15 protein-coding genes are annotated in these 23,870 nt (G+C 72.1%); 10 read left to right on the top strand and 5 right to left on the bottom strand.

What is annotated here, in order from left to right:
- Positions 1-81: 81 nt before the first annotated feature.
- Together TR50_RS36335 and TR50_RS36330 are read right to left on the bottom strand one after the other, a co-directional pair.
- Positions 82-1,764 carry a glycoside hydrolase family 99 protein gene (locus tag TR50_RS36335; protein ID WP_042432453.1) on the bottom strand — a complete coding sequence of 561 codons (1,683 nt, stop codon included), beginning with the start codon at positions 1,762-1,764 and terminating at the stop codon, positions 82-84.
- A gap of 93 nt (positions 1,765-1,857) precedes the next feature.
- Positions 1,858-3,516, bottom strand: coding sequence for an FAD-binding oxidoreductase (locus tag TR50_RS36330; RefSeq protein ID WP_084701605.1), 1,659 nt, complete (start codon positions 3,514-3,516; stop codon positions 1,858-1,860).
- 367 nt (positions 3,517-3,883) lie between these two features.
- Between TR50_RS36330 and TR50_RS36325 the strand changes: the two genes are divergently transcribed.
- A complete protein-coding gene (locus tag TR50_RS36325; RefSeq protein WP_052441748.1) occupies positions 3,884-4,270 on the top strand; it encodes a hypothetical protein in 387 nt (128 codons plus the stop codon).
- 175 nt (positions 4,271-4,445) lie between these two features.
- On the opposite strand, the gene TR50_RS36320 is transcribed toward TR50_RS36325, so the two are convergent.
- The gene (locus TR50_RS36320; protein ID WP_042432450.1) at positions 4,446-4,910 is read right to left on the bottom strand and encodes a CBS domain-containing protein; all 465 of its coding nucleotides are present in this window, start codon (positions 4,908-4,910) and stop codon (positions 4,446-4,448) included.
- A gap of 86 nt (positions 4,911-4,996) precedes the next feature.
- Positions 4,997-5,698, bottom strand: coding sequence for a beta-ketoacyl-ACP reductase (locus TR50_RS36315; RefSeq protein WP_042432447.1), 702 nt, complete (start codon positions 5,696-5,698; stop codon positions 4,997-4,999).
- Positions 5,699-5,895: 197 nt separating this feature from the next.
- Between TR50_RS36315 and TR50_RS36310 the strand changes: the two genes are divergently transcribed.
- Positions 5,896-7,170, top strand: coding sequence for a helix-turn-helix domain-containing protein (locus TR50_RS36310; RefSeq protein WP_084701603.1), 1,275 nt, complete (start codon positions 5,896-5,898; stop codon positions 7,168-7,170).
- Between the two features lie 263 nt (positions 7,171-7,433).
- On the opposite strand, the gene TR50_RS36305 is transcribed toward TR50_RS36310, so the two are convergent.
- On the bottom strand, positions 7,434-8,378 hold the full coding sequence (locus TR50_RS36305; RefSeq protein ID WP_042432442.1) for an acyl-ACP desaturase: 945 nt from the start codon (positions 8,376-8,378) through the stop codon (positions 7,434-7,436).
- Between the two features lie 484 nt (positions 8,379-8,862).
- Between TR50_RS36305 and fabI the strand changes: the two genes are divergently transcribed.
- The 8 genes from fabI to TR50_RS36265 all read left to right on the top strand — a co-directional run bounded on the left by fabI (position 8,863) and on the right by TR50_RS36265 (position 23,849).
- The gene (gene fabI, locus TR50_RS36300) at positions 8,863-9,627 is read left to right on the top strand and encodes an enoyl-ACP reductase FabI (RefSeq protein ID WP_042432439.1); all 765 of its coding nucleotides are present in this window, start codon (positions 8,863-8,865) and stop codon (positions 9,625-9,627) included.
- Between the two features lie 392 nt (positions 9,628-10,019).
- A complete protein-coding gene (locus TR50_RS36295) occupies positions 10,020-10,457 on the top strand; it encodes a hypothetical protein (RefSeq protein ID WP_042432436.1) in 438 nt (145 codons plus the stop codon).
- Positions 10,458-10,766: 309 nt separating this feature from the next.
- Positions 10,767-15,440, top strand: a complete 4,674-nt coding sequence (locus TR50_RS36290; RefSeq protein WP_169790445.1) for a type I polyketide synthase — start codon at positions 10,767-10,769, stop codon at positions 15,438-15,440.
- Positions 15,441-15,512: 72 nt separating this feature from the next.
- On the top strand, positions 15,513-17,762 hold the full coding sequence (locus TR50_RS36285) for an MMPL family transporter (protein ID WP_152648834.1): 2,250 nt from the start codon (positions 15,513-15,515) through the stop codon (positions 17,760-17,762).
- Positions 17,763-17,794: 32 nt separating this feature from the next.
- Complete coding sequence (locus tag TR50_RS36280) at positions 17,795-20,470, top strand: aldehyde dehydrogenase family protein (protein WP_052441746.1); 2,676 nt, start codon at positions 17,795-17,797, stop codon at positions 20,468-20,470.
- A gap of 1 nt (position 20,471) precedes the next feature.
- The gene (locus tag TR50_RS36275) at positions 20,472-22,289 is read left to right on the top strand and encodes a thiamine pyrophosphate-binding protein (RefSeq protein ID WP_063775215.1); all 1,818 of its coding nucleotides are present in this window, start codon (positions 20,472-20,474) and stop codon (positions 22,287-22,289) included.
- Positions 22,289-23,545, top strand: a complete 1,257-nt coding sequence (fabF, locus tag TR50_RS36270; protein WP_042432430.1) for a beta-ketoacyl-ACP synthase II — start codon at positions 22,289-22,291, stop codon at positions 23,543-23,545. Before TR50_RS36275 ends, fabF begins: the two co-directional genes overlap by 1 nt.
- A gap of 55 nt (positions 23,546-23,600) precedes the next feature.
- Positions 23,601-23,849: an acyl carrier protein gene (locus TR50_RS36265; protein ID WP_042432428.1), complete on the top strand. Its 249-nt coding sequence runs from the start codon at positions 23,601-23,603 to the stop codon at positions 23,847-23,849.
- The last annotated feature ends 21 nt before the right edge of the window (positions 23,850-23,870 follow it).

Raw genomic sequence — 23,870 nt, 5'->3', positions numbered from 1 at the left:
AAGCCCCGGCGCTTACGCCGGGGAGGAGTCACCAACTGTCCCTCCGTCGACGCGTGCGGGCCCTTCGCGATCCTAAGGGCGTCAGCTCGCGTACACGGAGAAGCCGGACGCCTGGCCGGCTGGCCAGCCGGTGTTGGCGGTGAAGAACAGCCGCAGGTAGCGGGCGGCCGTGGCCGGGTAGGTGATCGTGGAGGTGTTGCCGGTGGCGGGGTCGAAGAGGTAGTTCGCGGAGGCGACGACGGTCTGGAAGGTGCTGCCGTCGGTGCTGCCCTGGACGGTGAGGGTCTGGGTGCGCGCACCCCACGCGGTCGAGGGCGGCAGCGTCAGCACGATGCGCCGGGTGGTGGCGGCGGAGCCGAGGTCGACCTGGAGCCACTGGGGGAACGCGTTGTCCACGCTCTCCCAGTAGCTGTTCGGGTCGCCGTCGACGGCGTTGGCGGCGACGTAGACCTGGGTGTGGCCGCTCTCCGCGACGGGCTGGTGCAGCGCGAGGTCCGGATTCGAGCCGCCGCCGGAACCCGAGCCGGTGACGGGCTGCGTGGGCCGGGTCGCGGTGAGGGCGGTCTGCCCCTTGAGCATCTTCCCGCCGTCGGCGGTCAGCCGCAGGTAGTAGTCGCTGGAGCAGGCGGTGCCGTCCTCGTCGAGGGAGAGCAGCCCGGATCCGGCGGGCACCTGGCTCTGGGTCTCGGCGGTCTTGGCGATCTGGTTCCCCTCGCCGAACTCGTCGAACATCGAGATGTAGAGGCTCTGCACGCCCGCCCGGGTCATGTTGTAGAACTGCCGCCACATGAAGTCGCCGTGCGCCCGCTGCCGGGCCGAGAGGTCGCCGGGCAGCACGCACGGCTGGTAGTCGATCCCGTGGGCGTTGCAGTCCGCGAGGTCGGGGACGGTGGCGTTGGTGTAGAAGTTGTCCGCGTCCGCGGCGGTGCCGATCCGGCCCACCATCCACGGCGACAGCATGTCGAAGGCGTGGTAGACGTCCAGGTACCCGGCGCGCGAGTCGTTGGTGCCCAGCCGCCACCAGGTCGGTACGCCGCCCATGACGTAGCAGCCCTGCGCCTTGAACCAGCTGATGACGTCGGCGCAGGCCGACGGGTCCCAGGGGTGGTTGGCGTCGTTGAAGCCGAAGCCCCAGACGCCGACCACCGGCTTGCCGTTCTGCCGCGCGTAGGCGGGGGAGGCGGTGTGGGCGGACATGAGGTTCGTCCAGTCCGTCTTGATCTCGGACTGCATGTTCGTCCAGCCGCTGACGTCGTACATGACGTAGAACTTCACGCCGTGCCCCTCGGCGGAGGACCGCACCCGGGCGGTGATCGCGTTGCGGGTGGGGCCCTCGCTGCCGTTCGGGTCGAACCGCTGGAGCGCGGCGGTGTCGCAGCCGTTCTGCTGCATCCATTGGAAGTGGGTGTCGATGGTCTGCTGGTCGTATGAGGAGAAGAGCGTCGCGGAGCCTCCGCCGTTGAGGGCGGCGTAGGCGGTCGGGTACACGCGGGAGAAGTCCCGCGAGTCGGGCCACGCCTTGATCACGTTGTTGCTCGGCGACGGAGCCTGCGACCAGTTCTGGCTCCAGTGCCACCAGGCGTCGATCGGCGCCCCGTCACCAGGGCAGGCGAACCAGCCCTGGTAACCGACCGTCACCTTTCCGACGACGTCGCCGACCGGACTCGCCGCCCGCGCGGCGCCGGGCAGCCCGAGCCCCCCGAGGGCGACGCCGGCCGCGCCGGCGGAGACCGTGGACAGGAAGGTGCGACGAGAGACTGTCATGGGCGCGAGCGTATTGACGCCAACACTTCAAGGCAAGACTCAGAGGAGATTGCGCAAGAAATGACGCGTCGAACGAAAGAACAGCAAAGGTGGTCAGATGGGCGGCTCGATCGAGAGCGCGTGGCGAAAGACGTTGCGCGGGTCCCAACGCGCCTTCACCCGCTGGAGGCGCGGGTAGTTGTCGCCGTAGTAGAGGGTCGACCACGGCACGCCCGAGGTGTTGAGCGCCGGGTCGGCGAGATCCACGTCGGGGTAGTTGATGTAGGAGCCGTGGGCGACCGCGTCCGGGACCGGGGCGCCGCCGGTCGCGGCGAAGACGTCGTGGTAGAGCCCGCGGACCCAGGCCAGGTGGGTGGCGTCGTCGCTCTCGGCGTACCAGATCGACTGGAAGACCGCCTTCATCACCACGTCGCGCTGGGCGACGGCCGTGGCCTGCGGCGGCACGCTCTGCACCTGGCCGCCGTAGCCGACGAGCAGCATCCCGCTCTGCGTGTCACCGGTCTTGTCCGTCAAGTGAGCGTAGATGGCGGACAGTTGGACGTCGGTGAAGGAACGGCGCAGATATGCCGCCTTGAGCTTGTAGCGGCGCGTCGCGATGTCGCCGCCCTCGCCGGTGCCCGGCCAGGTCGTCGCGTGCAGCCAGGAGCTGGTGAACGGAACGGCGGTCGGGGCCGGGCCGGTGTCCCGCACGAGCGCGGTGTAGAAGTCCTCCAGCAGCTGGTCCGCGTCCGGGAGGTCGGCGTCCATCTGGGTCAGCATGATGAAGCTCCCCGCGGAGCGGTGCATCGGCATCAGCACGTTGTAGAGCCCGGTCCCCGGCGCGCCCGGGGTGCTGTTCTCCTCGTGCCAGGTGCAGAAGTTGCGCAGCAGCGTGGTGAACCGACGCTCGTCCAGGTCCTTCCAGGACCAGGTGAGCACGAAGGCCCTCATCTGCTTCGGGGAGGGCGGCAGCAGCCTGGTCGGGTCGTCGCCGCTCGCGCCGGGGGAGCGGAGCCAGTACCTGGTCACGATGCCGAAGTTGCCGCCGCCCCCGCCGGTGTGCGCCCAGAACAGGTCCCCGTGCGGGTCGTCGGGCTCCCGGGTGGCGACCACGGCGCGGGCGGAGCCGTCCTTGTCCACCACCACGACCTCGACGCCGTAGAGGTGGTCCACGACGGAGCCGTAGCGGCGCGAGAGCGGCCCGTACCCGCCGCCCACGAAGTGGCCGCCCGCGCCGACCTCCGGGCAGCCGCCGGCCGGGACGGTCACACCCCAGCCCTTGAACAGCGTGGTGTAGACGCGGCCCAGCGTCGCGCCCGGCTGCACCGCGAAGGCCCGGCGCCGCGGGTCGTAGCCGACGGCGTCCATCGGCGAGAGGTCGAGCAGCATGCGCACGGACGGAGCCGCCGTGAAGTCCTCGAAGCAGTGGCCGCCGCTGCGCGCCGCGACCTGCCGACCGCTGCGCACGGCGTCCGCGACGGCACGCACGACCTGCTCCGTCGAGCCGCAGACGCGGATCTCGTCGGGGCTGCCGACGAAGCGGAAGTTGTCGCCGCGCAGCAGCGACTCGTAACGCGGGTCGCCGGGCTCGACCGTCACCGGCCCGAACGCGGTCGGCTCCGGCGTTCCGGCGTCATCCGGGCCGCCCTGCGGAGTGCTCGCCGCGGCGGGCGGTGCGCCCAGGCTCACGGCGGCGGCGGTGCCGACGGCCAGGCCTCCGGCGGTGGTCAGGATCTGACGCCGGGTCGGTGACTGGTCGGGGTGCTGTGCCATCTCGGTTCCCCCTCGTGAGCAAGACGAACGGCGGACGATCTCGGGCGCGCGCGTCCACGCTACCCACGGCGGGGCGGAGGACTCGGCTCCGGCGACGGCGGGTCGTGGTCGCGTGCCGGGGCCGCGGGGGGATTCGTCCGCACGGGGGAACAGGGACGATGCGAAAGCCGGACCGCATCCCGGAAGCCCTCGACGGCACCCGGCCCTGAACGGTGGGGGCGCTGGGTTCCCGTGCCTACCCAAGGGTGTCGCGCGCTGCCATGCTGGAGCAGTGTCTGACGAATCGTTCGACGGGGGAGCCGATTCGCCGACTGGCTCGGAGCCGGGAGAGCCCGGGCCTGTGCAGGGTTCCCGCTCCCGGAGAGTCATGGCCGCGGTGGCGGTTGCCGGCTTCTTGGTCGGTGCGGGCTCCGTTGCGCTCACGTGGGGTCTGTCCGGTTCCGACGGGACGTTCACGTTGGTGGGGCAGGTGCGCATCAGCGGCGGCGGCGTGGGGTCCTGCAGCGGCGCGGGGGGTCTCGGCTACGTCGACAAGGGGACGCTGGTGACCGTCCAGGACTCGGCGGATCGGGTCGTCGCAACCGGCTCTCTGGGAGCCGGCGTGCTCGATGACACCGCCTGCGTGTTCCCCATCGTCGTGCCCGGCGTTCCGAGCGGCTCGGACTCCTATTCGGTGCAGCTCCTCCTGCACGGGAAGACGAAGATCACGAACAAGCAGGCGCGGACGGGAGAGCTCGTCATCAATCTCGGCTGAGAGCCCACGCGGACAACCTTGCACAGCGGTGCACGTTGGTGCACGTTCGCGCCGGACAGCGACTCGGCGGGCAGGAGGCGGAGTCGTCGACGCACGCGGACAACACCGCCCCCGCCCACCGTCACGGCCCGCAGCACCCCGAATCGACCGGTGCCGCTGTGTGCGGAGGATCGGCCTAGCGCAGGTGGACGGGGCTCGGCGCGCCCTGGATGTAGTGCTCCAACTGGTCGATGGTGAACTGCTGGTCGGCGATCTGCTGTTTGAGGAGGTCGCCGATGGAGACGATGCCGCTCAGTCGTCCGTCGTCGAGGACCGGCAGGTGGCGCATGCGGTGCTCGGTCATCAGCGCCATGCACTCGTCCGCGCTCTGTGTGGGCTCGACGTACCGGACCTTCGCGGTCATGATCTCGTCCACGCGCGTCGTTCCGGCCGAGCGCGCGCAGAGCTCGACCTTGCGGGCGTAGTCCCGTTCGGTGACGATGCCGACGATCCGCTCGTCGGCCATGACCACGAGCGCTCCGATCCCCTTCTCGGCCATCAGTTCGAGTGCGGCGAGCACCGTACTGTCCTTGCCGATCGTGTGGACGGTGCGACCACCGTCGGATTTGGCGGCGAGGACCTGTGCAACGGTCAGGCTCACGTCATGTCCCTCCTTCTCCGGCAGGCTGACGTCCTCCTTTCCTCATGCCCACATCCATTCGCCGGTGAACGGCTCGGGGCCCGGTCTCAGTGCCCCATCGCGGCCCCGCCGTCCACGGGGAGGACCGCCCCGGTGACGAACGCCGCCTCGGGCGAGGCCAGGAAGCGGACCGCCCCGGCGACCTCCTCGGGCTGGGCCAGGCGGCGCAGCGGCGTCTCCTCGATCATCTTGGTCCTCTGCTCCGGGGTCAGCGCGGAGATCATCCCCGTGTCGGTCAGACCCGGCGCGACGACGTTGACCGTGATCGAGCGGGGGCCGAGCTCGCGCGCCAGCGAGCGGGCGAAGCCGATGAGACCCGCCTTGGACGCGGCGTAGTTCGCCTGGCCGACCTCGCCGCGCAGCGCGACCGCGGAGGAGATGATCACGATGCGCCCGCGCCGGGCCCGCAGCATCCCCCGGGAGGCCCGCTTGACCACCCGGAAGACGCCGGTGAGGTTCGTGTCGAGGACGGAGGTGAAGTCCTGCTCGCTCATCCGCAGCAGCAGCTGATCCCGAGTCATCCCGGCGTTCGCGACGAGGACTTCGACCGGGCCGTGCGCCTGCTCGACCTCCGTGAAGGCCTGGTCGACCTGGTCCGGGTCGGAGACGTCACAGCGAACGGACAGGAATCCCTCGGGAGGGTCGCTGCGATAGGTGACCGCGACCCGGTCGCCTGCCTCCGCAAAGGCCTGCGCGATGGCGAGTCCTATCCCTTTGTTGCCGCCAGTGACCAGAACAGACCGGGACATGCGTTTCCCCACTTTCGGTTGTCCGTGGACATTCCCCCGCGCATACTCGGCGATCAAGGCATCCGGGACCGGTACCCCCGGGGACGTTCAAGGAACGCCCAGGTGAGCGTCGTGCTCGTTGGTCGGACTCGATCGTCCAGGGCGTTCCAGCTCTTACCGTCGGGTAGGATCACCACGGATGTGTCGTCGATTGCGCGATGGCCCGCGTTTTTGATGTTTGGAGTCGCGTGCTTGACCAGCCTGCGTTCGGACGTCGCCTTCGGTACCTGCGCCGTCAACGCGAGATGTCCCAGTCGGAATTGGCCGGTGGCGATGTGTCGCCCAGCTACATTTCGCTGATCGAGTCCGGGCGCCGGATGCCGAGCGAGGAGATCGCGCAGACCATCGCGGAGCGTCTCGGGCTTTCCCTCCACGAGTTCGGCGTCGTCGCGTCCTCGAACCCCGACGACCGTGCCGACCTGGTGCGCCGACTGGTGGTCGCGCGCAGCGCCCGCGCCGAGGGGGGTTTCGAGTTCGCCGCCGAGGAGCTGGTCGCGCTGGTCGGCGAGGCCGACGCGCTGGGCGAGGACGACGTCGCCTGGGAGGCGTGGTGGGAGCTGGCCGAGACCTACCGTGACCTCGACCGGCCCGGGGACCGCGACGCCGTGCTCCGCCGTCTGCTCGACGACCCGCTGACCAACAGCTCGCCGCGGCTGCGGGCGCGGGTGGCCGCGGCCATCGCGGAACTGGCCCAGTGCCGGGGCCGACTGGCCGAGGCGGTGCGCGCAGGCGAACAGGCCGTCGCCGCGGCCGCCGACCTCGACGCCGGCGCCCTCGAATGGTGCCGCGCCCGGCTGGCCCTGATCGCCGCCTACACCGCCAGGGACGACCTCGACCGCGCCGCCGAGGCGCTTCGCGACATGCTCGACCGCCTGGACGAGCTGCCCACCGACCGGCTCCGCGGCCTGGCCTGCTGGGCCGCCGCCGACGTGCACCTCGCCACCGGCCGGCCCGCCGACGCGGTCCCGCTGCTGGAACGCGCCGCCGATCTGCTGCCGCCGCGCGCCGATCTGCGGCAGTCGGCGAGGCTGGCGCTGGCCACCGTGCGGGTCCGGCTCGCCACCGATGTGACCATGGACGCCGTCGACGAGCTGCTCGGCTGGACCCGGCACGCGTTCTCACTGGTCGGCACGGACGCGGACCGGGTCAGGCTGTCGGCGGTCGAGGCGACGGCGCTGGCCCGCAAGGAGCAGTTCGACCTGGCGCTGGCCCGCGCCGCCGAAGTCCGCCCGGCACCGGGCCTGCCGCCGCACGAGCTGGCCGAGTGCCTGCTCGCGGCCGCGGAGGTCCAGGTGGCCGGCGGACGTCCGGCGGACGGGGAGAAGTCCTGTCGGCGGGCCGCGGAGCTGTTCGACGAGACCGGCGCGCACCAGCGGGCCGCGCGGGCCTGGCGCACCCTCGTCGACGTGATCGCGGAGCGCGACGGCCGGTAGGGCCGCGACGGCCGGCCTCCACTGCCCCGCTCCTGCCTCGCCCGCGCCGCGCGGCCTGCGTCGCACCTGCGCCGCATGTCGGCGCCACACGCTGCGGCCGCCTGCGTCGCACAGTGTGGGCGCCAGCGCGTGTCGCAGGCCGTGGTCCCTGCGCCGCACACCGCTGCCGCTCCGGACGTGCGGAACTCCTCGGCCTCCGCCCGGATCGGGTCGTGGGCTGCCCGGCTCAGACGCTCAGCTGCGCGCCTCGGCCGCGGCTGCGCTCACGCGCTCAGCCGCGCCTGGCGGGACAGCAGCCGCTCGCGCTGCTCGACGAAGCGGTCGGCCTTGGTGTCGAGGAGGGCGAGGAAGTCGGCGAGCTCCTCGCGGGCCCGCTCGCCCTCGCCGGAGAGGCCGGTGAGCTCGAACACCCTCCAGAACCGCAGGATCGGCATGACGACCTCGTCGTGGTGCAGTCGCAGGTCGTAGATCCCGGCCTTGGCGATCGCGACGGAGCTGCGGCCGAAGTCGGCCTCGCCGCTGCCCGGCATCTCGAAGCCGATCACCTCGTCCCGGATCGCCTGCACGGTCTCGTTCGGCTGGATGTCCAGCGCGGCCTTCAGCAGGTTGCGGTAGAAGACCATGTGCAGGTTCTCGTCGGTGGAGATCCGGGTCAGCAGCCGGTCGGCGAGCGGGCAGCCGGTGGCGCGGCCGGTGTTGCGGTGCGAGACCCGGGTGGCCAGCTCCTGGAAGGAGACGTAGGCCAGGTCGCCCACGGCCGAGTCGCTGCGGCTGGTGTAGCCGGTCTGCATGTGGGTCATCCGGCGCTGCTCCAGCGCGACGGGGTCGACGCCGCGGGTGACCACCAGGTAGTCGCGCAGGGCGATGCTGTGCCGTGCCTCCTCCGCCGTCCAGCGGTTGACCCACTCGCCCCACGCGCCGTCCCTCCCGAAGACGACGGCGATCTCGCGGTGGTAGGAGGGCAGGTTGTCCTCGGTCAGCAGGTTGATGACCATGGCGGCCTTGGCGACCGGGTCGAGCCGCGAGTCCTCCGGCCGCCAGTCCTCGCCGCCCAGGAAGGCGAAGTCCCGGCCCTCGCTCCAGGGCACGTAGTCGTGCGGCATCCAGTCCCTGGCCGCCGCGAGATGGCGTTCGAGATTGGTCTCGACCACCGATTCCAAAGAGTGCAGGAGTTCGAGGTCGCGCGTTCGGACATGGTCCGTGGTCATCCGTCCTCCAGGTAATGGATAGCGCCCCTATTCAGTCGGCGCGTCCAGCGCACACCATTTAATCGATCCGGTCGTAGTCCCGGATCACCGGTATCCGATCTTGTCATGTTGTTCACAACTCGTTCGTCCCGTCGTCGCCGCCACGCGGGGTAGCGTGCACAGGAAGACGGGGGAGGCGAGGAGGAGCGGGCAGCTCAACCAAGCCTTGCCTGAGGCTCGATCATGCTGCTAGCTTCGCAGCCGAGTTGGGATCGGCAGGCGGCCTGGAGGCCGCACGGGACGTGTCCGCCCCGCAGGACGCGTCGCGTTACACGCCGGTGATTGCCGATCCATGAACGCTTGGCACCTTCTTCCCGCAAGGCATTCCATGCCGATTCACCACGCGTTCCCGTCCGCGATTCTCCGGCAGTCGAACATCGGACCGGCAGACCCCTTCCGGGGGAAATTCAATACCGCAATATCGGCGTTTTGAAATGGGGTTTTCATGGGGATCCTGGCCGGCAAGAGAATCCTGGTCACGGGCGTGCTGACCAGCGACTCGATCGCTTTCCATGTGGCTCGTCTGGCGCAGGAGGAAGGCGCGGAGGTGGTCCTCACCGGTTTCGGGCGGCTGAGCCTGGTCGAGCGGATCGCCAAGCGGCTGCCCACCCCGGCGCCGGTGCTGGAACTGGACGTGACGGACCAGGGCCACCTCGACTCGCTCGCGGACCGGGTCCGCGAGCACGTGGACGGGCTCGACGGAGTGGTGCACGCGATCGGCTTCGCCCCGATCGAGGCGCTCGGCGGCAACTTTCTCAACACCGAGTGGAAGGACGTCTCCACCGCGCTCCAGGTGTCCACCTACTCGCTCAAGGCGCTGGCCATGGCGACGATGCCGCTGCTGCACGACGGCGGCTCGATCGTCGGCCTGGACTTCGACGCCACGGTGGCCTGGTCCTCCTACGACTGGATGGGCGTGGCCAAGGCCGGGCTGGAGTCCTGCTCGCGGTACCTGGCCCGGCACCTGGGCCCCAAGGGGATCCGGGTGAACCTCGTGGCCGCAGGCCCGCTGCGCACGATCGCCGCCAAGGGCATCCCGGGCTTCGAGGAGTTCGAGGCCACCTGGGACGCGAAGGCGCCGCTGGGCTGGAAGGCCGACGACATCGAGCCCGCCGCCCGCGCGACCGTCGGCCTGCTGTCCGACTGGTTCCCGGCGACGACGGGCGAGATCGTGCACGCCGACGGCGGCTTCCACGCGATGGGCGACTGACGGACCCCGGGGGCGTCCGGCGGCATGACCCCGGGCGCTCCCGACCCACACGGCCGAGCCGGGATCCGACCGGCCGGCGGGGCTCGATACCACACGAAAAACAGCCGTGTGACGGGGGCGTCTCACAGGTGTCATATCTTTCACTGACCAACTGCGGCGGCCCCGAGGGGGTCCGTCTCGCGGGAGCGGCGCCGGGCGGCAGCGGCCCGGCAGGGCCATGGCCCAGCGTGCCGCTGCCGCCCCCATGGCCTCCGGGGCGACGACCGCCCCCGCCTGACGCGCACCACGGGTCGGAGCCGGTCGACACGGCCCAACTCGCCACTCTTCTCTCCGCCATCGCCAACCGCGGCACCGCGGACTGCTGCGCGGACCCCGGTGGTTCCACCGACGGCGTGGACCGCGACGGTCCGACCGGGCTGGGCCTGTACGTCGTGGCCAACCGCGTCGACGGGCTGGACGCCGGGGTCTACCGGTACCGGCCGCAGGCCAACCTGCTGATCGAGGTGGAGGCGGCACAGCCTGCCCGGCGGCTCGCGAGCTGTGCGGCCGAGCCCGCGCCGCTGCTGGCCGCCGACGCGGTGCTGGGCTTCGCCTCCGATGCGGGCCTCGGCCGTCCGCCGGGTCGTCACCAGGGCGCCCGCGCACCGGAGGACGGGCTCGCGCCCGTCAAGTCGGCCTACCGCGCCGTGCGTTCTGCCGACGCGCTCGGACTTTCCGGCACGGTCGTCGCCGGTTTCGTCGACGCGATCGGCGTGCTGCTCGGTCTGCCCGCGGGCAACCCGTGCTGCGTCCTGGTCGCGCTGAACCGGGCCTCGGCCGAAGCGCACTGACGGACCGTCCCACAGGGCCGGCACCCATCACGGGTTCCGGCCCTGTCCGCGTGGAGTCACAGAACCTTACGGTGAACGGCGGCCGACAGCGGCTGATCGCCGGGCAGCAGTCATAAAACATTACGGCAAACACTGGCCGAAGCCCATGTGGACGCGACCGTCAACTACCCGTCTGAGCTGGGTAAATGGGCGATGCTCAGGAAGCGCTCAGAGGCTGTCACAAATGTTGACTGCCTGCTCGAACACATGACAGCCTTCGCAGCGTCACAAGTGATCAACCCAAGCTGACACCTGACGGCGAGGTACCTGGTGCGCGACATCGCAATCGTTGGAATGGGCTGCCGCTTCCCAGGGGCACAGAACCTGCAGGACTACTGGCGACTGCTGCTCAGCGGACGCAGGCAGTTCACCTCGGTCCCCTCGGACCGGTGGGACCACGCCGAGTACTTCGACCCGGACGACAAGCGCGGCGCCAAGGGCTCCTACACGGACCAGATCGCGGTGATCGACGGCGTCGACCAGTTCGACGCCGCGCACTTCCGGATGTCGCCGCGCCGCGTGCAGAACATGGACCCGCAGCACCGCCTGCTGCTCCAGGTCTCCCGCGAGGCCCTTCAGGACGCCGGATGGGAGCGCCGCCCGTTCGACCGGGCCACGACCGGCGTGTTCTTCGCGATGAGCAGCTCGGAGTACGCCGAGTACAGCCCGGACGTCAAGCAGATCCAGCCGTTCACCGTCCCCGGCGTGCTGCTGAACATGGCCGCCGCCACCGTCAGCCAGTACTACGACCTCGGCGGCCCGAGCTTCACCGTCGACGCCGCCTGCTCCTCCAGCCTGATCGCCCTGTACGAGGCGGTCACCCACCTGCGCGCCGGGCACTGCCGCGAGGCGATCGTCGGCGGCGCGTACCTGGCGCTCGCGCCCAACGGGCTGGTCGGGTTCGCCAAGGTCGGCGCGCTCTCGCAGGCCGGGGTGTGCCGCCCGTTCGACCGCCGGGCGGACGGGTTCGTCCTCGGCGAGGGCGTCGGCGCCGTCGTGCTGAGACCCCTGGAGGACGCCGTCGCCGCAGGCGACCGGATCTACGCCGTCGTGCGCGGCGTCGGCTGCTCCAACGACGGCATCACCGACGGGCCGATGACCCCCCGTCAGCAGGGCCAGGAGATCGCGCTGCGACGCGCCTACGCCGACGCCGAGTGCACCATGGACTCGGTCGGCTTCATCGAGGCGCACGGCACCGCGACGGTCGTCGGCGACCGCACCGAGCTGGAGGCCATCAAGGCGGTGCGCACCGCCGACCGCCAGGACAGCCTGGACGCCGGCCCCGACCGGGGCTCGTACCTGTCCTCCGTCAAGAGCATGATCGGGCACAGCCTCAGCGCCGCCGGGATGGCCAGCGTCATCAAGGCCGCGCTGGTGCTCCACCACGGCACGGTCGTGCCGCAGCCCGAGACCGACGTGGACCCGGAGGTCGGGCTGGCCGAGGCCGGACTGCGGATCGCGGCCGAACCCGTCCCCTGGCCGGCGGAGGTCTCACCGCGACGCGTCGGGGTGAACGGCTTCGGCTTCGGCGGCACCAACGTCCACGTGGTGATCGAGGACGCGCCCGCAGCCCCGACCACGGCGGAGCACTCGGAGAACGCACAGACCACGGAGATGGCGGCCGAGGGCGCGCGGCCCGAGCTCTTCCTGCTGTCGGCCGGCACGCCCGCCCTGCTGGCCGAGCACATCGGCCGGCTGCTCGCCGAGCTCGACGACCAGCCCGAGGCCACCGTCCGCGAGCTGGCGTGGACCCTCGCCCAGCGCGACCACCTGCCCGCGCGGCTCGCCGTCGTCGCCGCCGACCTGGCCGAACTGCGCGAGAAGCTGACGCAGGCCCAGGAGCGGCTGGCCGAGGGCGAGACCGGCGCACTGGGCGCCGCCGGGTTCGCCGGGAAGTCCCCGCTGCCGGCCAAGAAGCGCCAGCTGGCCTTCCTCTTCCCCGGCCAGGGCAGCCAGCGGCCGGGCATGCTCGCCGACGTGTTCCAGCGGTCCGCCGTCGTCCGCGACCGCGCCGAGGCACTGGACCGCGTGCTGCGCGAGCAGGCCGGCTTCTCCGCCGTCGACGCCGTCCACGGTCCGCAGGCCGCCACCGACGAGGGGCGCGCCCGACTCACCGGCACCGACGTCTGCCAGCCCGCGCTGGGCCTGCTCGGGCTGTCCGTGGCCCGGCTGGCCATGGACTGCGCGGTGCGCCCCGACCTGGCGCTCGGGCACAGCGTCGGCGAGTTCCCGGCCGCCGCGATCGCCGGAGTGCTGAGCGACGAGGACGCCATCGGCCTGCTCGCCGCCCGAGGCCGCCGGATGCGCGCCGCCGAGGCCGAGGCGCGTGGCGGCATGCTCGCCCTGCGCGCCGGCGCGGAGCGCGTCGAGAACCTGGTCCGCGACATCGACGGAGCCTGGCCGAGCGCCTACAACCACCCCGGCCAGACCGTGGTCAGCGGAACCGAGGCCGGGCTCGCCGAGACCGAGCGGCGTTGCGCCGCCGAGGGCATCGGCGCGGTGCGGCTGGAGGTCTCCAACGCCTTCCACTCACCGCTGCTGGACAGCACGCGCGAGGGCATCACCGCCGACCTCGCCGCCGCGCGCCTCTCCGCACCGCAGCTGGCCTTCGTCTCCTCGGTGTCCGGCGGATCGTGCGCCGACCCCGAGCAGATCAGGGAACTGTGGGCGCGGCACGCGCTGGCCCCGGTCCGCTTCGCCGACGCCGCGGACGCGGCCCACCAGGCGGGCGTCCGGATCTACGTCCAACTCGCGGGCGGCCACGCACTGCTGAACACCGTCCGGCACAACCTCCGCGAACAGGAGGGCGTGCACTACGTCGCCCTGTCCGGCGACGAGCCCGACGACGCCCGCACGTTCCTCGCCGGGCTCGGCCGACTGGCCGTCCTCGGCATCCCCGTCGACCTGACGCCGCTGTTCGAGGGGACGCCGCCGCGGCTGCTCTCGCTGCCGCCGTCCCCGCTGCGCACCCGCCGCTACTGGGTCCAGGCGCAGGAGCCGCACGAGCGCTTCGCCACCCAGGTCGCCCGACGGGCCGCGGCCGCCGCCCAGGAGCCGGCGACCCCCGCGGCGACCGCCCAGCCGACCGGTCAGCCGACCCCCCGGCCGGCCGCCCCGGCGGCGGCCGTCCGCTCCACCGTGCTGCCCCAACCCCCCGTGAAGGAGCATCCCGTGAACGAGGTCGTGTCCCTGCTGCGCGAACAGCTCGCGACGCTGCGCAGCTTCGGCGCCGGCGAGCTCTCCGCCGAACTCGCCGCCGAGCTCGCTCCGGCCCAGGCGGTGGCGGCGCCGGTGGTGCGGGCGTCCGCACCGGCGGCCGGTCGCGCCGTGCCCGCCGCTCTGGCTGCTCCGGCCGTCCCGGTGGCGACTGCGACTGCGACTGCGGCGGCGGAGGCCGCGGCCGGGCGGCTCGCCGTCCGCACCGCGGTCGTCGAGCACATCGCCCGGATCAGCGCCTTCCCGGTCGACCAGCTGCACGACGACCACCTGGTGGTCCAGGAGCTCGGCTTCGACTCGCTGATGCTGACCGAGCTGGTGGGTTCGGTCCGCACCACCTGGCCGCAGATCGCCGACCAGCTCGTCGGCGGCGTCATCGCCCCCCGCCCGACCATCCGTGAGATCGTCGACGCCGTCGCCGGACTGCTCGGCATCGACACCACGGCCGTGGTCGAACCGGCCGCACCCCAGGCTGCCGCCCCCGCCGCCGGCGGCGTGGAGCAGGAGCGCCGGATCGAGGACTTCCCCGAGGCGAAGGCCCTCGCCGCGCAGATCGACGAGCCCGGCACCCGCAACCCGTACTTCCTGCTGCACGAGGGCACCGCGACCGCGAACACCCGGATCGAGGGCCGCGAGCTGGTCTGCTTCTCCAGCTACAACTACCTCGGGCTGTCCGGCCACCCGGCGATCAGGAAGGCCGTGAACGAGGCCCTCGACACCTACGGCAGCTCGGTCTCGGCCAGCCGCTTCCTGTCCGGCGACCGACCGGTGCACCGGGAGCTGGAGGCCGAGCTCTCCTCGCTGCTGGGCACCGAGGACGCCATCGTGATGGTCAGCGGCCACGCCACCAACGTCTCCGTGATCGGGCACCTGCTCGGCGCCGAGGACCTCGTGGTGCACGACGAACTCGCCCACGACAGCATCCTTCAGGGCTGCAAGCTGTCCGGCGCGCGCCGACTGCCCTTCCCGCACAACGACATGGCGGCCCTGGACGAGCTGCTCACCCGGGCCCGCGCGCAGTACCGCCGCTGCCTGATCGTGGTCGAGGGCGTCTACAGCATGGACGGCGACCTGGTCGACCTGCCCCAGCTGATCGAGGTCAAGGAGAAGCACGGCGCCATCGTGCTGGTCGACGAGGCGCACAGCATCGGCACGATCGGCAAGAACGGCGGCGGCGTCGGCGACCACTTCGGCGTCGACCGGTCCCGGATCGACCTGTGGGCCGGAACGCTGTCCAAGTCGCTGTCCAGCTGCGGCGGTTACGTCGGCGGCTCGGCGGACGCGGTGCGCTACCTCAAGTACAGCGTGCCGGGCTTCGTCTACAGCGTCGGCATGACCCCGCCCAACACCGCCGCCGCGCTGGCCGCGATCCGCGCCATGCGCGACGAGCCGGAGCGGCTCGAGCGCCTGCGCGCGAACGCGGAGCTGTTCCTCGCCGAATCCCGCAAGGCCGGGCTGGACACCGGGCCGAGCTCCGACTCACCGGTCGTGCCGTGCATCGTCGGGGACTCCGCGATGACGCTCCAGCTCGCCGAGGCGCTGTTCGACCGGGGCATCAGCGTCAACCCGATCATGTACCCCGCGGTCCCGGAGTCCGAGGCGCGGCTGCGGTTCTTCATCACCTCCGAGCACACCGACGAGCAGATCCGCTCCTCGGTCGCCACCGTCGCCGAGGAGCTCGGCCGGCTGCGCGCCGCCGCTGCCGCCGCTGCCGCGACGACCGCCTGACGCCGCCTCGCCGTCGCCCCACCTCCCGCACGCGAACGCCCGAACCACCAGGAGCTGGTTTCCGTGTCCTCCATGCCCACGACACCGGTCGCGGCCGAGCCGCGTCCCGACCCCGGCACGGCCACGAGCGCCCGTCGGCTTCCGTTCCCGCTGCGCCGGCCCCGCCTGGTGCTCTGGCTCAGCGTGCTGTTCCTGGTGCTGACGGGGGCGCTGGCGGGCGGGGCGTCCGCGGCGATGAAGAACGGCGGGTTCGACGACCCGGCCTCGGACTCCTCGCAGGCGGCCCAGCTGCTCGCGTCGAAGTTCCCGGCCGGACAGGCCGACCTGGTGCTGCTGGTGCAGGACGCCTCCGGCACGGTCGACGCGCCGCAGGCGGCCACGACCGGCCGTCACCTGCTCGACGTGCTGAAGGCGCAGCCCGGGGTCCACGTCGTGGACAGCTACTTCGCCACCGGCGACGCGGGACTGCGCTCGCGCGACGGCCACAGCGCGCTGACGACCGTCAACGTCAGCGGCGACGAGGACGCCGTCGCGCGCACGACGAACAAGCTCCACGCCGAGCTGGCACGGACGACGGGGCCGGTCACCGTGCGGTTCGGCGGCGTCGCGCAGGTGACCAACGACCTCACCAACCAGACCGACAACGACCTCGCCGCCTCCGAGGGCATCGCGCTGCCGCTGACGCTGATCCTGCTCTTCTTCGTCTTCCGCGGGGTGCTGGCCGCCCTGCTGCCCCTGGCGGTCGGCGTGCTGTCCATCTCCGGCTCGCTGGCCGTCCTCACCGGGCTCGGGCAGGCGACCTCGGTGTCGGTGTTCGCCGTCAACCTCACCACGGCGCTGGGCCTCGGACTGTCCGTCGACTACAGCCTGCTGATCGTCTCCCGCTACCGGGAGGAACGCGCGGGAGGCCTGGCCGGGCCGCAGGCGCTGGCGGCGACGCTGCGGACGGCCGGACGCACGGTGGTCTTCAGCGGCGCGATCGTCGCGGCGGTGCTCAGCACCCTGGTGGTCTTCAAGCAGTACTTCCTCAGCTCCTTCGCCTACGCGGGTGTGGCCGTCGTCGCGATCACGGTGCTCTGCGCGCTGCTGCCGCTGCCCGCCGCGCTGCTGCTGGTCGGCGACCGGATCGACAGCCGGGCCGTGCGCCGGCGCCGCAGCTCGGGCGAGTCCGCCGAGGCCAAGGCGCCGCAGGACCGGACCTGGGGCCGGATCGCCGGGGCGGTCATGCGCCGCCCGCTGCTGGCGGGCGTCCTGGTGGCGGGCGTGCTCCTGGTGATGGCGGGGCCGCTGCTGGGCGCCCAGTTCGGCGTGCCCGACGAGCGGGCCCTGCCCAAGGGTGCGGAGAGCCGCGTGGTCGCCGACATCGCCCGCGGGCAGTTCGCCGCCGACGACGAGAACGCCCTCACGCTGATCAGCGAGAACTGGCCGGGCGCCGCCACCGGGAGCGACCTGCCGGCGTTCGCCGCCCGGCTGTCCGAGGTCCCGCACGTCACCTCGGTGACCAGCGCGGCCGGGCGGTTCGAGCACGGCCGGCTGGTCGGCGCGGCCGGACCGCTGCCCGGCCTCACCTCCGGCGCGGCGACCCTGCTCCAGGTCGACAACGACGTGGTCGCCTACTCCCCGGACGGTGAGCGGCTGGTGCACGACGTGCGCGCGGTCGCCGTGCCCGGCGGCCACCGGGTCGACGTCGGCGGCCTGGCCGCCCAGTACGTCGACGTGACCGCGTCGATCGGCGCACGGCTGCCGCTCGGCATCGGCCTGGCCGCGCTGCTCACCCTGGTGCTGCTCGGCCTCGCGACCGGCAGCGTGCTGCTGCCGGTCAAGGCGGTGCTGTTCAACGCCCTCGGGCTCGGCGCGGTGCTCGGCGCGATGATCTGGGTGTTCCAGGACGGGCACCTGGCGAACCTGCTCGACGTCACCCCCGCACCGATCGCGGTGACCATGCCGGTGCTGCTGCTCTGCATCGCCTACGCGCTGTCCATGGACTACGAGATGTTCGTCCTGTCCCGGATCAAGGAGCGCTACACCCGCACCGGCGACCCGTTCCTGTCCGTGCGCGAGGGGCTCGGCGGCAGCGGTCCGATCATCACGGCGGCGGCGGCGATCCTCGCGGTGTCCTTCTTCTCGACGGCCGTCTCCGGCGTCTCGCTGGCGAAGCTGTTCGGCATCGGCACCGGCCTCGCCGTGATCCTCGACGCGGTGGTCATCCGCGGGGTGCTCGTGCCGGCCTTCCTCAAGGTGACCGGGGCCGCCGCCTGGTGGGCGCCGGAACCCATGAAGCGCCTCAGCCGCCGGATCTCCGGCGCGGTGGGCGAGCACTGATGCGGCCTCACAACGACGACCTAGGAGAGATCGTGGAACGAAACCAGGCGACCCTGGTCACCGGATCCGGCGTCAGGACGGCCGACGAGATCGCCGGTGACGCCCTCAGACTCGGGGCGATGCTGCGCCGCACCGGCGTCCAGGCGGGCGAGCGGGTGCTGCTCAAGGCCGACAACTCGCCGTCCATGGTGACCGCCATGCTCGCGCTGATGCACCTGGACGTGTCCATCGTGCTGCTCGACGACCGGCAGACGCCCCAGGAGTGCACCCGGGTCGCGATGCTGACCAAGGCGCCGTGGGCGGTCTCCCACCGGGGCGAGGCCATCGCCGACCACGTGCGGACCTTCCCGCTCGACGCCGCCCTCGACGCGGCGGACCCCGCGTCGGACGAGGCCGGGGCGGACACGGCCGCCGACGCCGCGCTGGACTTCTCCGCCTGGGAGCGGCGCACCGACGCCCTGATCACCTGGTCCTCCGGATCGACCGGGCTGCCCAAGGGCATCGTCCGCTCCGGCCACGCGCTGCTCGACGACCTGGAGCGCTCCCGGGAGCGGATGGGCTACCAGGACACCGACGTGCTGCTGCCGCTGGTGCCGTTCTCCCACTTCTACGGCCTGACCCTGGTGCTGATCTGGTGGCGGCTGCGCTGCACCCTCATCGTGACGCCGACCAACCGGCTCGACCAGGCGCTCAAGATCGGCTCGGAGGCCGGGGCGACCGTGGTCGACGCCACCCCGTCCACCCTGCACAGCATCCTCAACCTCACCGAGCGCCGCCCGCAGCTGATGGTCGAGCTGGCCACCGTGCGCATGTGGTGCGTCGGCGGCGCGCCGGTCAGCAGCACTTTCGCGGCCCGCTTCTCCGCCACCTTCGGCCTGCCGGTGCTCGACGGCTACGGCAGCAACGAGGCCGGCAACATCGCGCTCGCCAGCCTGGACAACCCCGAGGGCTGCGGCCGCCCGCTCGACGGCGTCGAGGTCACCATCGTCGACGCCGACGGCAGCCCGGTGCCGATCGGCAGCACCGGCGAGATCATCGTGCGCAGCCCCGCGATGATGGTCGGCTACCTGGCCGAGGACGGCACCGTCGCGCCCAACGCCTCCGAGGACTACCACACCCAGGACCTCGGCTACTGGGACACCCAGGGCAACCTCTACGTCGTCGGCCGCAAGTACGCGGTGCACCGCCTCGGCCACACCCTCTACCCCGAGTCGATCGAGCGGCGCGCCGAGGCGTGCGGCCGCCCCGTCAAGGTCGTCGCGCTCGACGACGAGCGGCGCGGCTGCCAGCTGGTCTTCGTGGTCGCCGACCCCGACCTCGCGAGCGCCCAGCTGTGGCGGCGCGAGATCGACGCGCTGCTGCCCTCCTACGAGCAGCCCAACCGGGTGCTGGTCGTCGACGAGCTGCCGCTGAACGCCAACGGCAAGCCCGACATGGTGGAGCTGCGCCGCCTGGCCGGCAACGCGATGGGCGACAAGGCGGCCCGCCCGGTGGTGCCGGTGTCCTCGCTGGCCGCCGCCGACGTGCCGCTGCCCGACCGGCTGCGCGCCCTGCACGACACCGTCGCGTTCCTGCGCGAGCAGCCCGAGTCGGTGGCCGCCATCCTCACCGAGATCTCCGTGCGCAAGGCCGTCGAGGAGGAGATCGAGGACTCGATCACCACCCTCGAAGGGGCCGTCGACGAGATCCGCCGGTTCCGGCCCAAGCGCGTCGGGCAGCTCGCCGGCTTCATGTCGTCCAACATCCTGCTCTACACCTACGTGCTGCACGCGATCGTGCCCTCGCTGTTCGTCGAGCGGATCACGATGCGGCCCTCCAGCCAGGTCGCCGGGACCACCCGCCGCCTGCACGAGCTGCTCGCCCCCGTGCACGGGCTGCCGATCGAGATGTCCACGCTGAACCAGCGTCAGTTCGTCACCGGGCCCGCCGCCGAGGCCAACGTGGTGGTCTTCACCGGCGCCTACAACAACGCCGAGGACCTGCGCGGCAAGCTCCGCCGCGACCAGCTCATGCTCTTCTTCGGCCAGGGCATCAACCCCTTCGTGGTGGGACCCGACGCCGACGGCGACCGCGCGATCGAGGACGCCATCCGGATCCGGCTGCACAACTCCGGCCAGGACTGCTTCGGCCCCGACGTGCTCCTGGTCCACTCCTCGGTCAAGGACCGCTTCGTCGGCGGCCTCACCAAGCGCCTCGCCGAGCTGCGCCACGGCGGGTTCCGCGACCCGGACGCCGACTACGGCGCCGTCTACTACGACTCCGCCATCCGCGCCACCACCGAGTTCCTGCTGCGCAACCGGGACCACGTGGTGCACGGCGGCGAGGTCGACTTCCGCACCGGCCTGGTGCGCCCGACGGTCCTGGTGCGCGACATCGAGGACCAGCCCGACATCAGCGAGTTCTTCTCCCCGCTGTTCAACGTCGTCGTCTACGACCACGCCGAGCAGTTGGAGCAGCTGCTCTTCTCGCCCTACTTCGCCGAGCGGTCCATGGGCGCGATGCTCTACGGCGCCGACGAGGCGCTCGCCGAGAAGCTGCGCGACCGCCACACCGTCGCGGTCAACCGCACGCTGCTGGACGTCGACAACGGCAACGACCCGTTCGGCGGCCGCGGCGTGATGGCGAACTACGCCGCCTACAACGGCAAGCGCACCGCCGAGCCGCTGCTGGTGTCCAAGACCGTTGCCCAGTACGGAATCGGAGTCTGAGGTGCTGTCCACTTATCCCAGTCCCTGGCACGCCGTGGTGGACGCCCTGGTCCACCGCGAGGTCGACACGGTGTTCGGCCTCCCCGGCGACGACCTCGGCGCGCTGCACGCGCTGGAGAGCGCGCCCGTGCGCATGCTGCTCTGCCGCGACCAGCGCAGCGCCCTGTTCCTGGCCACCGGCTACGCCATGCAGGCCGGACGCACCGGCGTGTGCGTCATCGGCAAGGGCCCGGCCGTGGCCAACGCGGTGACCGGTCTGCTGGAGGCGCACACCTCCGGCGTGCCGCTGGTCGTGCTGGCCGGCGGCACCGCGGCCAAGCGCCGCGACTCCGGGGCCTTCCAGGAGGTCGACCAACTCGCGCTGGTCCGCCCGCTGGTGAAGTGGGCGGTGCGCGTCGACCACCCCGACCGGCTGGTCCCCGCGCTGGACCGGGCGTTCCTGCTGGCCTCCTCCGGCGCGCCCGGCCCGGTGTACGTGGAGCTGCCGGACGACCTGCTCGACCTGGAGATCGTCCGCACCCGCCCGTGGGCGGACGCCCCGGAGACCGCCACCGTGGTCGCGGGCAGCGACACCGCCCGGGCGCTGGACCTGGTCGGGGCGGCGCAGCGGCCGGTGATCCTGGTGGGCGGCGGAATGCGCGGCCGCGACGCCGGGCGCGACATCGAGGCGCTCGCCGACCGGATCGGCGCGGCGGTCTTCGCCACCGCCTCCGGTCGCGGCGTCGTCGACGAGCGTCACCCGGCCTTCGGCGGCCTGTCCGGGCTGTACTCCCCGGCCGAGATGGAGCCGGTGTGGTCTGCCGCCGACCTGCTGATCACCCTCGGCAGCCGGCTGGAGGAGACCGCGACGTTCAACGGCTTCGTCGGCGACGGAGTGCCGGTGCTTCAGGTGAACATCGACGCCGGCGGCGTGTCGACGGAGTTCCCCGGCCTCGCCGTGCTGGGGGAGGGGCGCGCGGTCGTCGCGCACTGGCTGCGCGAGCTCGGCCCCCGCCCGGTCGACGCCGACGCCGAGTGGCCCGCCACCGTCGCCGCCTGCCGCGCCGACGCCCACGCCGCCGTCACCGCCCGGCTCGCCGAGATGGCTGCGACCGACACGCTGCACGTCGCGGAGGTCCTCGACGCCCTGGACAGGATCGCCCCCGCCGACCGGATCCTGGTGCAGGAGAACGGCCTGCAGGACATGTGGTCCTACTTCTACCCGCACTGGACCTGCGGCGCGGAGGCCGACTCCGTGGTCCCCTCCGAGCAGACCACCCTCGGCTTCGGCACCGCCGCCGCGGGCGGCGTCAAGCTCGCCGCCGGCGACCGGCCCGTGATCGCCTTCGTCGGCGACGGCGCCTTCTCCATGGTGGCCAACGACCTCGCCACGCTGGCCAGGGAAGGCGTCGGGGTCACCTACGTGGTGCTGCGCAACCGGGGCTACGGCTGGCTCCAGTGCCAACTCGACCAGCACGGGGCCGAGTCCACCCGGTTCCACTTCTTGAGTGAGCACAGCTTGAGTGAGCACAGCTTGGGCGAGCACAGCTCGGGCGAGGGCGGGCGTGACCAGGCGGAGTCGACCCTGCCGGTCCACCCCGCGGCCTGGCACGCGGTGGTCCGGCACAAGTCCGCGCTCGCCGACCTCCTCGGCGAGGCGCTCGCGCACAGCGCCAAGGGCCGCCTCGCCGTCCTGGAGGTCCCGGTGACCATCGCCGACGCCCCGCCCGGCATCACCGAGCTGGACGGCGACTTCCCCGGCGCCGCCCAGGAGGCGAAGACCTCCGATCTGTCGGAATCCATCCCCGTCACGAAGAACGAAGAACGGAGAGTCAACTGATGAGCAGTGAGCACGCGCCGCGACGCCGGGTGGTCATCACCGGCTGCGGAGTCATCTCACCGATCGGCCTGAACGCCGCGGCCTTCTGGGAGTCGCTGCTCGCCGGCCGCAGCGGCATCCGCCGGATCGAGAACTTCGAGGTCTCCGACCTGCCGACGCAGATCGCGGCCCAGGTCAAGGACTTCGACCCGGAGCAGTACATGCCGCGCAAGGTGTGGCGGCGGATCGACCCCTTCGCGCAGTACGCGCTCGCCGCGGCGGTCGAGGCGGTCGAGGGCGCGAAGATCGAGTTCGACGAGGAGCTGGCTCCGCGCGTCGGCGTCCAGATCGGCTCCGGCTACGGCCCCAGCACCATCCAGTCCCAGGTCACCTTGGGGCTGCACGAGAAGGGCGCGCGCAGCATCGGCCCGTTCACCTCCGCGGCCTCCGCCATCGACAACGCCGCCGGTGAGATCGCGATCCGCTTCGGCGCCAAGGGCCCCTCCGGCGCGATCAGCACCGCCTGCGCCAGCGGCACCTCCGCCATCGGCGAGGCCATGCGGTGGATCCAGTGGGGCGTGTGCGACGTGGTCCTGGCCGGCGGCGCCGACGACTCGGTCACCCGCTCCGACATCGCCTCCGCCTGCTCCGCGCGGGCCCTGTCGCGCCGCAACGACGACCCCGAGCACGCCTGCCGCCCGTTCGACAACGAGCGCGACGGCTTCATCATGGCCTCCGGCGCGGGCGTGCTGGTCCTGGAGGAGGCCGAGCGGGCGATGCGCCGCGGCGCGCCGATCCTCGCCGAGCTGGTCGGCTACGGCGCGAGCACGGACGCCTACCACCCGACCGCGCCGCACCCGGAGGGCGCCGGCGCCCAGCAGGCCATGCGCGCCGCGCTCGCCGACGCCCGCATCGACGCGTCCGAGGTGGACTACGTCAACGCCCACGGCACCAGCACCAAGCTGAACGACCGCATCGAGACCCTCGCCATCCGCCAGGTCTTCGGCGACCACGCGCTGCGGGTGCCGATCAGCTCCACCAAGTCGATGACCGGTCACATGATCGGCGCGGCCGGTGCGGTGGAGGCCATCGCGGCCCTGCACGCCATCCGCGACGGCGTCGTCCCGCCGACGATCAACTGCTTCGACCCGGAGGACACCGAGGTCAACTACGTGCCCCACACCGCGCAGGAGCACAAGGTCGACGTCGCGATGAGCAACTCCTTCGGCTTCGCCGGCCACAACGCCGTCGCGATCCTGCGGGCCTGGAAGCCGTAACCCGGGCCCGGCCCTCCCACACCACCGCAAGAGATCCACAACGAAAGGGATTGAAATGACCACCGAAGAGATCCTCGAGGGCCTGACCGCCATCCTCCAGGAGGTCGCCGGCACCGACCCGGCCGAGGTCGAGCTCGACAAGTCCTTCGTCAACGACCTCGACGTCGACTCGCTGCTGATGGTCGAGGTCGTCGTCGCCGCCGAGGAGCGGTTCGGCGTCAGCATCTCCGAGGACGACCTCAAGGACGGCAGCACGGTCGGCGACCTCGTCCAGAGCATCCAGGGCGTTCTCGCCGCGGTGTGACCGCGCCGGTCGGGGGTGCCG

The sequence above is a fragment of the Streptacidiphilus anmyonensis genome (assembly GCF_000787855.1).
Classification (GTDB): domain Bacteria; phylum Actinomycetota; class Actinomycetes; order Streptomycetales; family Streptomycetaceae; genus Streptacidiphilus; species Streptacidiphilus anmyonensis.
This window is presented reverse-complemented; position numbering and strand designations above follow the sequence as displayed.

Coding starts and splice junctions, on each gene's coding strand:
- TR50_RS36285 (WP_152648834.1), top strand. CDS start 15,513: ATGCCCACGACACCGGTCGCGGCCGAGCCGCGTCCCGACCCCGGCACG.
- TR50_RS36330 (WP_084701605.1), bottom strand. CDS start 3,516: ATGGCACAGCACCCCGACCAGTCACCGACCCGGCGTCAGATCCTGACC.
- TR50_RS36325 (WP_052441748.1), top strand. CDS start 3,884: ATGGCCGCGGTGGCGGTTGCCGGCTTCTTGGTCGGTGCGGGCTCCGTT.
- TR50_RS36310 (WP_084701603.1), top strand. CDS start 5,896: ATGGCCCGCGTTTTTGATGTTTGGAGTCGCGTGCTTGACCAGCCTGCG.
- fabI (WP_042432439.1), top strand. CDS start 8,863: ATGGGGATCCTGGCCGGCAAGAGAATCCTGGTCACGGGCGTGCTGACC.
- fabF (WP_042432430.1), top strand. CDS start 22,289: ATGAGCAGTGAGCACGCGCCGCGACGCCGGGTGGTCATCACCGGCTGC.
- TR50_RS36305 (WP_042432442.1), bottom strand. CDS start 8,378: ATGACCACGGACCATGTCCGAACGCGCGACCTCGAACTCCTGCACTCT.
- TR50_RS36315 (WP_042432447.1), bottom strand. CDS start 5,698: ATGTCCCGGTCTGTTCTGGTCACTGGCGGCAACAAAGGGATAGGACTC.
- TR50_RS36335 (WP_042432453.1), bottom strand. CDS start 1,764: ATGACAGTCTCTCGTCGCACCTTCCTGTCCACGGTCTCCGCCGGCGCG.
- TR50_RS36265 (WP_042432428.1), top strand. CDS start 23,601: ATGACCACCGAAGAGATCCTCGAGGGCCTGACCGCCATCCTCCAGGAG.